The following is a 12440-nucleotide window of genomic DNA, read 5'->3' on the forward strand; positions in this document are numbered from 1 at the left end:
CATGCGGGTGTTCTCCAGTAGACTTCCCTCCTGAAACTACTTCGCATAGTTACCTTTCTGGGTAGGTGATTCTTGTGGCACACCACCGCCGTGATCCCCGACAGCTAAGGCGAGGGACCTGGGGTCACGGGCCCTCGCCAAATGGACACCAAGACTGTCATGCTGCTCACCCCTACGGACAGAGCACACACAGCTCCAGTAGCCGTGATCGTAGAACACAAGAACCGTGCACCCGTCGATATTCACATGTACCGGCAGGGGATTCACCCACACCGAGGCGCAGATCGAGTCCGTCGGCCCGCCGCTATCCGGAGCGTTACACGCGCGGACGACTTGACTATCATGGGCGCCGCCGCCCCAGCGATGACTTTCACTCCATACGAGCAGAAGTACTCGATGACGTACGAAACCCCCTCCGCACCCGTGACAGCCGCGGCGGTCAGCGGCGCTCTCGTCGCACTCGCGTGCATCATACGACGGGCCATGACTATGCTGGTGGATCGGGCAGACCCCGTGAGCAGCCCCAGAAGCTGCCATCCTCGAGGCGGATGTCCCAGGGTCGACACCTACGTCCCCTACCGCTATCCCGAGGAGGCGAGGCGACGCAGCTTTCCCATGATGTCGACGGCCGACCATCGCCTCACCTCCGTTCGATGCACGCATACCCACCTCTGTATGAAGGGAGGATCGCTGGACTCGACGGCGTGCGTGCCATCGCGATTATCGCGGTTCTCCTCTTCCATCTTGACTCGCACCTTTTACCGGGTGGGTTCATGGGGGTGGATGTATTCTTTGTGGTCTCCGGCTTCTTGATCACAACACTGTTGATCCGTGAACGCTATAAGACCGGGCATACCAACCTCAAAAACTTTTGGGTTCGACGTGCTCGCCGGCTCATTCCGGCACTGATTAGCCTTGTCATCGTTGTTGTGCCCTTGACGTGGTTATGCACCCGGTGTGTTGTTCAAGCACAGGACCTTTTGGTGCGCGTTACTCCGCAGATTGTGGGGGTATTGACGTTTTCTTATAACTGGGTAGAGATTGCTGCTGGTTCGTCGTACTTCACGCGCCACGTCCCACAGCTGTTTATGAACTTGTGGTCGTTAGCCGTCGAAGAACAGTTCTATCTCCTATGGCCCTGGGTTTTTGTATGGATAGCACACAAACGCATCCCGCGGCGGCGAGTTGCTATCGCTCTGCTGGGAGTGGCCCTTGTCTCGGCAGTGGCGATGGCGGTCATCTATAGTCCCGATGCGTCAACACGGGTGTACTACGGGACAGATACTCACCTCTTTGGATTGATGGTGGGGGCCGCCTTAGCGTTTGAGGCATCGCGGCCAGGGGGTGGATTTATTACCTCATCATGGTGGGCCATGGTGGGACCAGCGGCTGGATGGGTGTCCTGTGTCGGGCTTGTCACGCTGATGGTGATGATCGGCGATGGTTCCTCGGAAGCATTCCATGGGGGTATTGCCGCTGCAAACATACTGACAGCTGTGATGATTGCTAGCCTTCTCGTCAACCGAGGTGGACTGGTGACGGTGATGTCGTCGGGGCCCGCAGTGTGGGTCGGTGATCGCTCCTACGCGGTGTACTTGTGGCACTGGCCGCTCATCATTCTCGCGAAGGTTGTGGTGTCGACACCAGACAACAGCATGGCATCGTGGGTGGTGCGACTTGGGGCTGTCGCCGTGACTTTCATTGTGTGCGAGTTTTCCCTTCGATATCTGGAAACACCTATCAGACGTTTGGGGCTGGGCGGTGCTTGGGTAGCGTTCTGCACAGGTGTCGATACCAGACTTCCTCGTCTCAGTAGTGGCCGGTGGGGTGGTGTGGGGCAGGCTGGCGGGGCAGGTCGACGGGGCAGGGTCACCCCAGCCGTAATTGCTGCACTGGCGATGCCGTTGGCATTAGTAGTATGCACAGTCTCCGTTGTCTCGACCTCGCCACGCACGACGTTAGTGGAACAAAAGATTTCTGACAGTGAACATCTTGTGAACACTGGCGACACGACGAAAAACACTGACACCGCGACCGTACGTGGGCAAGCTACAGGTCGGTCTGATGTCGTGGACTATGCGCCACCAGCAGGCAGCGAGGTCACTATGTTTGGTGATTCGATGTTGGTCACGACCGCTCAACAGATTGTTAAAGATTATCCAGGTGTCGATATTATCGCGCAGTCAGAGCGAGCATGGGAGCAAGCGATCCCGATCATGCATGACATGGAACTCCGGGGAAAGATTCGCCGGGCGGTGGTTATCGCGTTAGGGACGAATTGGGGGGTGCGTAACCCCCACGCAGTTGATCAGGAAATTAATGAGATTCAGCGTGGAAGAACTGTTGTTTTGGTCAATACATATGGTGCGGGTTGGGAGCCGCAAGTCACGAATGAATACCAGAAAATAGCGGCGAAATACCCGAATGTGACGGTCGCGGATTGGTCAGATGTTGCCAAAAAGCATGTTCGCGATCTGCAATCCGATGGTGTCCATCCGGATTACGGTGCCATGCCTGTATTTGTTGACTGTATTAAGTGGGGATTCGGCACGTTGGCCGACACACAGCACGCAGGAACCATGACAAGGTAGGGGCCCTGCACAGCAACAGCGGATGACGAGGACAGACAACAGTCAGATCACAGTGGGCAGATGAGGCATGGATGGTGTTTGCCTGTGTTCTCCCGGCATGCGAAAGACCTCGTGATTGTGGTGTCGTTGTGAGCAGGATCAGTACCGTCTACGGGGAGCTTGTATGCTAAGGGAGTTCACAAACTGTAATTGGTACCTGCCGGGACACGTGATGGTTGTTTCGGCTTGTTGCTGACGTTGACCGATAACCCAACAGGGGAGAATCTGTGTTTGAGTCACTGTCTGACCGTTTGACCGGGGCACTGAAAGGTTTGCGCGGTAAAGGCCGGCTGACTGAATCAGACATCAATGCGACGGCGCGGGAGATCCGCCTGGCGTTGTTGGAAGCGGATGTTTCGCTTCCTGTGGTGCGGGCGTTCATCAAGAACATTAAATCTCGTGCTGCTGGCACTGAAGTATCGCAAGCGTTAAATCCAGCCCAGCAGGTTGTCAAGATTGTCAATGAAGAGCTTGTCGGTATTTTGGGTGGCGAGACTCGTCGCCTTCAGCTAGCGAAAAATCCGCCGACGGTCATCATGCTTGCCGGTTTGCAGGGCGCAGGTAAAACGACACTTGCCGGAAAGCTCGCCCAGCATTTGAAGAACCACGGCCACACTCCGATGTTGGTGGCGTGTGACCTTCAGCGTCCCGGGGCGGTTCAGCAGTTGGAAATTGTTGGCCAGCGTGCAGACGTCCCCACGTTCGCGCCGGATCCGGGAACTCGGACCGATACTGTTGATCATGAGATGGGTCAATCCCACGGCGATCCTGTTGCTGTTGCGAGGGCAGGGATAGAGGAGGCTCAGCGCGCGAGACATGACGTTGTCATTATTGACACCGCTGGCCGGCTTGGTATTGACCAGGTGTTGATGCAGCAGGCTCGGGATATTCGTGATGCCACGAACCCTGATGAAGTTTTGTTCGTTATTGACTCGATGATTGGCCAGGATGCGGTTCATACTGCTGAGGCTTTCCGTGAGGGCGTTGACTTCACTGGCGTTGTGCTGACCAAGCTCGATGGTGATGCTCGTGGTGGTGCTGCTCTCTCGATTCGTGAGGTCACTGGGAAACCAATCCTCTACGTGTCTACCGGTGAGAAGCTGGGCGATTTCGATGTCTTCCATCCTGACCGGATGGCCAACCGCATCTTGGGAATGGGCGATGTTCTCACTCTTATTGAGCACGCCGAGCAGAAGATTGATCAGCAGGAAGCTGAGCGGTCTGCGTCGAAAATGTTTTCTGGGGAATTGACTCTGGATGATTTTCTTCAGCAGATGTTGATGGTGCGTCGCATGGGTCCGATGGGGGCAATTATGAAGATGCTTCCCGGGGGTTCAGAGATGTCGAAGATGGCGGACATGGTGGATGAGAAGCACCTTGATCGCATTCAGGCCATCATCCGGGGTATGACTCCGGCTGAGCGTCACGATCCGAAGATTCTTAATGCATCACGGCGTCGCCGTATTGCTGCGGGTTCTGGTGTGTCCGTCCACGACGTGAATCAGCTCGTTGAACGCTTCTTTGAGGCGAAGAAAATGATGAGCACGATGACGAGTCGTTTTGGTCTCGGGGGTGGCAGTGCCACGAAGAAGCAGAAGAAGGGACGTAAAGGAAAGAAAGGTAAGAAAGGAAAAAATCGGAATCATTCCAGTGCGCAACGTGGCGCTGGAATGCCCAACATGGATCAGTTGCAGCAGCTTCAGCAGCAGATGGGTATGGGGGGCGGAATGCCCGGGGGAATGCCTGGTATACCAGGACTGGGGAAGAACAATCTTCCTCAAGGGATGGAAAATATTGACCTTAACAATCTTGATTTCGGACAGGGCGGTCCTGGTCGAAAGCGGAAATAAGTTCGACGATTCCCCGGGGGTCTGGTACTATTCCATGGGTTGTCTGCGCGAGCGACATTCGTGAGCGCGATGGCATGTAACGTTCCTGCGTAACATCGTTTCCGGCTATGGCCGTCCGGTGGTCACGCGCAGGTTAAATCCAAGGGTTGAACCGGCTCCCTCTGCGGCACACGCGAGATATCACGTGCGGCGACGATGAACGACTGTGCGTTGATGGTGATCGCGCGGTGGCGTGTCTGGGGGAGTGTCTGCACTGCCCGGTGACCGGAGAAAGAAGAATATGGCTGTCAAGCTTAAGCTGCAGCGTCTCGGTAAGATCCGTACGCCGCACTACCGTGTGATTGTTGCTGACTCTCGTACCCGTCGTTCGGGTCGGGCGATTGAGAACCTGGGCATCTACGAGCCCAAATCAGATCCCTCAGTGATTCGCATTGATTCGGATCGCGTCCAGTACTGGTTGGGCGTTGGTGCTCAGCCAACTGAGCCAGTTCTTGCCTTACTCAAGGTGACGGGCGACTGGCAGAAGTTTAAGGGTCTCCCTGGCGCTGAAGGAACTTTGAAGGTTCAGCCTGAGAAGAAGTCCAAGCTGGAGCTTTTCAATGAGGCTCTTGCCGAGGCCAACAATGCTCCGACCTTGGAGGCCATCACAGAGAAGCGTAAGGCTGCCAAGAAGGCTGCTGAAGAAGAGGCCGCTAAGGAAGCTGATGCTGAAGAGAAAGCTGACGAGGCTGCAGCGGAGTAAAGCGGGAGCGCGCTCTACAGTCTCCATGTGACGGCTAGCGGAGTTGTCACTAACCGGTGTGTGGGTCATTCCACACACCGGTTTTGCATGTGTGTCCCGGAAAGTCTCTACGTTTTCTATCACCTTCGTGGCTGGTCGATGACGAACTGTGCTGAGGTTGTGCGGTACATATTTTCACCGGGTCGTTGATGATGGATAACAAACTATAGTGGCAGCTATGACCAATCCATTCCCTTCAGATCTTCGCAGTACAACGTCACAGGCAATGTCATCGGAAGAAAAAATTGTTCTTCATTTAGTGCAAGGGATTGTTGCTCATCCTGATGACGTTGCTGTGCAGACGATGTATCGGGGACGAAAAATGGTCCTCGTCGTCTCTGTGCATCCTGATGACCGCGCGTTAGTGATTGGTCGTAAGGGGCGGCATGCGGAGGCGTTGCGTACTGTGCTTCACACGCTTGACAGTGACGTGCGAATAGAGATTCGCTAGCGCATTCGCGTCGAGTGGTGTGCTTTGTGATAATGGCACAGTGACCAAGCATGATGACTCGCCGCATAGCCCTGATTACGTCCAGATTGGACGTGTCATCAAACCTCACGGAGTTCGTGGGGAGTTTATTGTTGAACCGACGACGGATGACCCTCGTGGTCGGTTTGCGGTAGGGGCTGTTGTGCGGGCTGTTCCATCGGGGGGTCGTCAGCGTAGAAAGAGCAAGGAAGACCAGGACTTATTTTCTTTGACCATCGCCGCGGTTCGCGGTCACCAAGGAAGAATGATCCTGCGGGCTGACGGAATTTCGGATCGAGATGCTGCTGAGTCACTTCGAGGTGTGCGTTTTCTCGCGGAGCCTGAGCTCGATGATTCAGGTGAGGAGTTTTACGACTTTGAGCTGGAAGGCCTCCATGTACTCACCGTAGGGCAGGTCACCGCGGATGAGGCCTATGCGAGAGCATATGACGGTGCACAACCGGAGCCTGAGGATATTGGAATCGTGACGAATGTGTTGCGCGGTCCCGCCCACCGGTTACTTGAGGTGACGATGGATACGGGTAGTTCTGTTTCCAACCCTGGTACCGATAGCGCTGCGGCACACGGTTCTCGAACCGTTCTCATTCCGTTTGTTGAAAGTATTGTCCCCATTGTCGATACGGATAACGAGGCCATTGTGATCACTCCGCCTGACGGATTGTTAGATCTCCGGTAGAGCAGGATGGAGGAACGCATGGGTTCAGAGCTAACAGATGGATACTCGAGTGGGGGTCGGAGGTCGACACCACACCATATGAGACTCGATGTTCTCACGATTTTTCCTGCATACATGGAGCCATTGAGGCATGCATTGCTGGGAAAGGCGATTGAGCGGGGAATCATTAGTGTCGGAGTTCATGATGTGCGCCAGTGGGCGTCTGGGGTCCATAGGGCGGTGGATGATTCGCCTTATGGTGGAGGCCCGGGGATGGTGATGAGGGCTGATGTGTGGGGGCCCGCGTTGGACGATGTGGCCCAGGGGTCAGGTCCTGTTGCAGATTCTCATGATCTCGTCAGTGCGGAGCGCCACCGCGGAACACCGCGGCAGATTGACTGTGTTCGTACCACCGTTTCCTCGTCCCCGTCGCTTCCGGTGCTTATCGTCCCCACTCCGACAGGGGTGCCGTTGACTCAATCGTTGGCTCAGGATTTGGCGCAGGAGGATCATCTTGTCTTCGCTTGCGGCCGGTATGAAGGCATTGACCAGCGCGTTTTTGATGATGCGCGGTCTCGTTATCGGGTGCAGGAAGTTTCGATCGGGGATTATGTTCTGGTAGGTGGTGAGGTGGCCGTGTTGGTGATGGCTGAAGCTGTTGTGAGATTGATCCCCGGTGTGTTGGGCAATCGTCGTAGTCATGAGGAGGATTCATTCTCTGATGGGTTGTTAGAAGGACCACGTTATACGAAGCCGCGATCGTGGCGTGGGTTGGAGGTGCCTGATGTGTTGTTGTCGGGCGATCATGCGAAGGTTGACCGGTGGAACCGTAATCAGGCTCTAGCAATGACTGCGCGGCGGCGTCCTGATTTAATCGAGCGTTGCCGGGCTGACGGCCTTTTGGATAGTGCTGACGACACGTGGTTGGTGAGCAACGGCTACCATCGATCGGGTGATTATTCCGACTCTCGCTCATGAATTAGGCATTACTGAACAACAAGTCCGTACGACGGTTGATTTGTTAGATCAAGGGAATACAGTTCCTTTCATCGCCCGGTATCGTAAGGAGGCCACTGGTGGTCTGGATGATGCCCAGCTCCGCACATTAGCGGAACGTCTGACATATGTGCGGGATTTGGAGGATCGTAAGAAAACAATTCTTGCAGCTATTGATGAGCAGGGAAAACTGACCGATGAGCTGCGTGGACTTATCAATCAGTGTGACACTAAAGCCCGTGTAGAAGATCTGTATCTGCCGTTTAAGAAGCGGCGGATAACGAAGGCCGATAAAGCGCGGGATGCCGGGATTGAGCCTTTGCTTGATTCGTTTTTTGATGATGGGACTCTCGATCCGGAAGCTGCTGCGGAAGCGTATACAACCGAAGGGTTCGACGACGCGAAGAAGGTATTGGAGGGCGCGCGAGCTATTTTCGTCGACCGTTTGGCCATGAATGCTGACGTAGTCGGTCATATCCGCGACATGGTGTGGGCGGAGGGGGCACTCGAGGCTCATGTTGTGGAGGGAAAGGAAACGGAAGGCTTGACCTATCGGGATTATTTCGATTTTGCGGAACCGTTGTCGCGGATCCCGTCGCATCGGGTGCTGGCTCTGCTCCGTGGTGAACGTGAGGGGATCATTTCCCTGTCGATCAATCCGGGTGATGACGATACCTATGTGGGGTTGATCGCTGATGATGCAGATGTCTGGAGCACGGTTACTGGGCGTGGACCTGCGTCAGAGTGGATTGAGAATGCCATGCGGTGGGGGTGGCGGACCAAGTTGAGTGTGTCTGCGAGTATGGATGCTCGGATGCGTGCGAAGGAGAAAGCGGAAAACATAGCAGTTGAGGTATTCGCGAAGAATCTTAATGACGTGCTACTTGCGGCGCCCGCTGGGCAGAAGACAACGATTGGTCTTGACCCGGGTTATCGCAATGGTGTGAAGGTTGCCGTGGTTGATGAGACCGGAAAAGTTGTCGATACGACGATTGTGTATCCGCATCAGCCGCAGAATAGTTGGTCAGCTGCGGTTGATGAGTTGGTCGCGATGTGTGTGCGGCACCATGTTGATTTGATGGCTATCGGCAATGGGACTGCGAGCCGTGAAACAGAAAAACTGTCCCGGGAGGTGGTGACCAAGGTCAGGGAGGCTGGTATGTCGGCGCCGACGGCTGTGGTCGTGTCAGAAGCAGGTGCTTCTGTGTATTCGGCGTCTGAATTGGCCAGTAAGGAGTGTCCGGACTTGGATGTTTCCTTGCGTGGTGCGGTGTCGATTGCACGTCGCCTTCAGGATCCGTTGGCTGAATTGGTCAAGGTAGATCCGAAATCAATTGGTGTGGGACAGTATCAGCATGATGTCAACCAGGCATCTTTGACGAATGCTCTTAATGCCGTGGTTGAGGATGCTGTGAATGCTGTTGGTGTTGATCTCAATACGGCTTCTGCTCCGTTGCTGACCCGGGTTGCTGGAGTGACCCCAACAATTGCGGAGAATATTGTTGCATACCGGGAAAATAATGGTGTGTTCGATTCGAGAAAGGCGTTGACGAAGGTTCCGCGTCTCGGGCCGAAAGCATTTGAGCAGTGTGCAGGATTCTTGCGTATTCGTGGTGGTTCGCAGCCGTTGGATGCGTCGGCCGTGCACCCGGAATCCTATGGTGTCGTGTCGACGATCTCGACGGTGACGGGATGTGATGTTGATGATCTAATAGGTAATTCGCGCGTTCTCAGTGGGCTGAACCCGGCTGATTTTGCGAATGGAACTGTGGGTATTCCTACGGTGACAGATATCATTTCTGAGCTGGATAAACCCGGTCGTGATCCACGCCCTGAGTTCCGGACAGCGACGTTTACGGACGGTATTGAGAAGGTTTCTGATCTCACACCTGGAATGATCCTCGAGGGCACAGTGACCAATGTTGCGGCGTTTGGTGCTTTTGTAGATATTGGGGTCCATCAGGACGGCCTTGTGCATATCTCGGCGATGAGTGATCGCTTTGTGTCTGATCCTCATGATGTGGTGAGATCAGGTGACGTGGTTCGTGTCAAAGTCATGGATGTGGACGGCGACCGGCAACGGATTGGGTTGTCGCTTCGCCTTCATGATGAACCAGGGGAGGTTTCGCGGAGGTCCGGATCAGAGGGGCGCCGTCGTGACGGGGGAGAACCTGGTGGTCGTGGTGGTAGTCGTGATCGTCGTGGCGCGAACTGCCAGCGAGGTGAGCATCGCTTTGCTCGTGGGCATGGTCGGGCTCAGCGCCGGAATCAGCATGGTTCTGCCAGTGGGGGTTCACTGGCTGATGCGCTTCGAAAGGCGGGATTCGGCCAGTAATGGACACGCGGGAGACGCATTGGCATTGTGATGCGGGGTGTGTCTCGTGATGTCCGTTGGTGGTGGCGTCGAGGGAACTGGTCATCTGTTGTCGTTGTCACTGTCTTTTGGCCTCGGGCGGGTGGCGTGTCCGGGGTGTTCTGGAAGTTCGTCTTGATGATCGAGGGTGGAATGAGTCCGATTGTCCTTCATCAAGGAAATCGCAATTAATCCCAGCGCGGCGATGATGGTCATGTAGAGGGGGAACCAGGTTGGGTGCCCGGCGTTCTTGAGGCCCAACGCGACGAATTCAGCGCTGCCGCCGAATAGTGAATTGGCGATGGCGTACGTGAACCCGACACCAAGTGCTCGGAGGTGCATGGGGAACATTTCTGCTTTCACGATTCCGGAGATCGCTGTGTAAAACGATAGAACCACCATGGCAATCGTGATGACGATTCCCGCGACGAGTGGGTTGTCGACGTGAGCCAGGAGAGTGAACCCGGGAACGGGGAGAATGACCATGCCAACGCCGAAGATGAGCATGGAGTTCTTGCGCCCAATCTTGTCAGATAGCGCACCGACGGCTGGCTGCATCAGCATGAAGAGGAACAGGCAGACCGTCATGATGTCGCTTGCTTCACCTTTGGTGAATCCACTGGTTGAGATCAGATGCTTGTGCATATATGTCGAGAAGGTATAGAACGCGAGCGAACCGATGCAGGTCAGTCCGAAGACGACCCAAAACGAGCGTGGGTAGGTGATTACTGCTGTCAAGGACCCGCTGGTTGTGCGGGCACGGTCGTCGTTTCGGGTTGTTTCTTCCAGTGTTGATCGGAGGAGGAGTGACACAATGGCGCCGGCACCACCGATGGCGAAGGGGAGCCTCCACCAGCCATTGATGATGGCATCGTCGCCAAGGATATGTGTCAACGTGACTGCTAGGAGGCTGGCAAGAAGTTGTCCCCCAATGAGAGTGACGTAGTGGAATGACGAATAGAATCCACGGCGGCCGGGAGGAGCAATTTCCGACATGTAGGTGGCTGTGGAGCCGTATTCACCGCCGACGGAGATGCCTTGAACGCATCGTACTGCGAGGAGTAGCCAGGGGGCTGCAGCGCCGACGGTGGCAGCGGTGGGAAGGATTGCGAAAAGGAATGAGGCGGTACACATCATGACGATAGCGACCATCATGGAGTGTTTTCGTCCACGTTTGTCGGCAAGTCGGCCGAAGAGATATCCGCCGAGTGGTCTCATTAAGAATCCGACGAAAAACACGGCAGCAGATTTCACCCATGCACCGGTTTCTCCAGTTCCGGTAAAGAATTGCTCGGCGAAGTAGACACTGAAGAATGCGTAGGTGTAGAAGTCGAACCATTCGACGAGGTTTCCACTGGATGCGGCAATGATCGCAGTGAGCGGTGATGCGTGACTATCAGTGGTGGAGTCGTGGGTGGAGGAGGTGGGGGGCAATGCGCAACGGGTGGGTGAGTGGTTGTCGTGAGAGCCTGGGGTTTGGTGGGCATTGTCATGATGGGTCACAGGGAGTCTCTTTTCTGAGGGGGAGGATATGCCGCGGACGACAGCAGCAGTGAATGGTAGATAAGGGTACAGATATGGTGCACGGGGGTGCGGGGATGGGGGTCTGCTCCATGTGCTGGTGTGTGACTTGGAGAAAGCCCTTGCGTAGTGCAATAATGGTTGGGTTGTCTGATTCGTCAGAATGCAGTGGGTCGTGACCGATGGTTGTGTCCGTCTGGTTTTCGCACGTAAGGAATGATGTGTGATCATTTCACGGTATTCTGCGCGAATGGGCAGTGACAATGTACCGGGTATGAACCGGTCGAGCGCCTCTAGGGGGCATGCCGCTAGGTTCCTCTACTCCGAACGAGAAGGATCAGAATTATGAACATTCTTGACAAAATTGATGCTGCGTCGTTGCGCGACGATATCCCGGAATTCCGTCCTGGTGATACTCTCGACGTTCACGTCAAGGTTATCGAAGGTCAGAAGTCCCGTATTCAGGTATTCCGTGGCGTCGTTATTCGTCGTCAGGGCTCCGGTATCCGTGAGACTTTCACTGTCCGTAAAGTATCTTTCGGCATTGGTGTGGAGCGTACTTTCCCTGTTCACACCCCGAACATCGACCATATTGAGGTTCTCACTCGCGGTCGTGTTCGTCGTGCGAAACTGTACTACCTGCGTAACTTGCGTGGTAAGGCAGCTAAGATTAAGGAGCGCCGCTAGTTGTAGTGGTGAGCCTATCAGGCCAATGTGCTGTGGAGGACCATGGTGCATTGGCTTTTTTGCGTCAGGAGGAAAGTCCCGAGGGTTTGCGCGCGCACGTCATCATGTTTTACTGAATTCTGCTGGTACTATGGCGGCCTGTGAATGAGACGACTCCATCGGGCCGACGCCGGCGTACCCCTCCTGAGCGTTTTCGCTCATCGGTGCGCCGTGGCCCCGAGCGTTCTCGGGTTGAGAACTCCTCGTCTGGTGGATTTCCGTCTCGGGGTGCGCATGTCGAGGGACTCCCTTCTGATCAGTATCGGCGTCGGCGCCAGCCGTCTGAGCGTCCTGTGCGGGGTGAGCCTCGGCTGCGGTCAACGGATGCAGCTCGGCGACAGCGGCCGCCAGCGCATGATGCGCGACCACGACGCTCGTATGAATATGGGGAGTATCGAGATGAATATGGAGAGTTTCGACGGGGTACGCCAGGCCGCA

The 12440-nt window shown here is 55.3% G+C and carries 10 protein-coding genes; 8 read left to right on the forward strand and 2 right to left on the reverse strand.

Annotated features, from left to right (window positions below; genetic code table 11):
* Positions 1-36 precede the first annotated feature (36 nt).
* A complete protein-coding gene (locus V5S80_RS02365) occupies positions 37-663 on the reverse strand; it encodes a hypothetical protein (RefSeq protein ID WP_395169133.1) in 627 nt (208 codons plus the stop codon).
* Between V5S80_RS02365 and V5S80_RS02370 the strand changes: the two genes are divergently transcribed.
* The 7 genes from V5S80_RS02370 (at position 654) to V5S80_RS02400 (ending at position 9737) form a co-directional block, all read left to right on the forward strand.
* The gene (locus V5S80_RS02370; protein WP_395169134.1) at positions 654-2591 is read left to right on the forward strand and encodes an acyltransferase family protein; all 1938 of its coding nucleotides are present in this window, start codon (positions 654-656) and stop codon (positions 2589-2591) included. The two genes, V5S80_RS02365 and V5S80_RS02370, sit on opposite strands and share 10 nt — an antisense overlap.
* A gap of 266 nt (positions 2592-2857) precedes the next feature.
* Positions 2858-4480 carry a signal recognition particle protein gene (ffh, locus tag V5S80_RS02375; RefSeq protein ID WP_395169135.1) on the forward strand — a complete coding sequence of 541 codons (1623 nt, stop codon included), beginning with the start codon at positions 2858-2860 and terminating at the stop codon, positions 4478-4480.
* A 280-nt stretch (positions 4481-4760) separates the two neighbouring features.
* Entirely contained in the window at positions 4761-5222 is a 462-nt protein-coding gene (gene rpsP, locus V5S80_RS02380) for a 30S ribosomal protein S16 (RefSeq protein ID WP_395169422.1), read from the forward strand.
* A 217-nt stretch (positions 5223-5439) separates the two neighbouring features.
* Positions 5440-5712, forward strand: a complete 273-nt coding sequence (locus tag V5S80_RS02385) for a KH domain-containing protein (RefSeq protein WP_395169136.1) — start codon at positions 5440-5442, stop codon at positions 5710-5712.
* A 40-nt stretch (positions 5713-5752) separates the two neighbouring features.
* Positions 5753-6427, forward strand: a complete 675-nt coding sequence (locus V5S80_RS02390; RefSeq protein ID WP_395169137.1) for a ribosome maturation factor RimM — start codon at positions 5753-5755, stop codon at positions 6425-6427.
* A 78-nt stretch (positions 6428-6505) separates the two neighbouring features.
* Complete coding sequence (trmD, locus tag V5S80_RS02395; protein WP_395169138.1) at positions 6506-7384, forward strand: tRNA (guanosine(37)-N1)-methyltransferase TrmD; 879 nt, start codon at positions 6506-6508, stop codon at positions 7382-7384.
* Entirely contained in the window at positions 7359-9737 is a 2379-nt protein-coding gene (locus V5S80_RS02400; protein WP_395169139.1) for a Tex family protein, read from the forward strand. Before trmD ends, V5S80_RS02400 begins: the two co-directional genes overlap by 26 nt.
* A gap of 81 nt (positions 9738-9818) precedes the next feature.
* On the opposite strand, the gene V5S80_RS02405 is transcribed toward V5S80_RS02400, so the two are convergent.
* On the reverse strand, positions 9819-11258 hold the full coding sequence (locus V5S80_RS02405) for an MFS transporter (RefSeq protein WP_395169140.1): 1440 nt from the start codon (positions 11256-11258) through the stop codon (positions 9819-9821).
* A gap of 363 nt (positions 11259-11621) precedes the next feature.
* Here V5S80_RS02405 and rplS point away from each other — a divergent pair, with 363 nt between their 5' ends.
* Positions 11622-11963 carry a 50S ribosomal protein L19 gene (gene rplS, locus V5S80_RS02410; protein ID WP_395169141.1) on the forward strand — a complete coding sequence of 114 codons (342 nt, stop codon included), beginning with the start codon at positions 11622-11624 and terminating at the stop codon, positions 11961-11963.
* Positions 11964-12440 lie beyond the last annotated feature (477 nt).

This window comes from Corynebacterium sp. PCR 32 (assembly GCF_037464985.1).
GTDB lineage: Bacteria > Actinomycetota > Actinomycetes > Mycobacteriales > Mycobacteriaceae > Corynebacterium > Corynebacterium kroppenstedtii_D.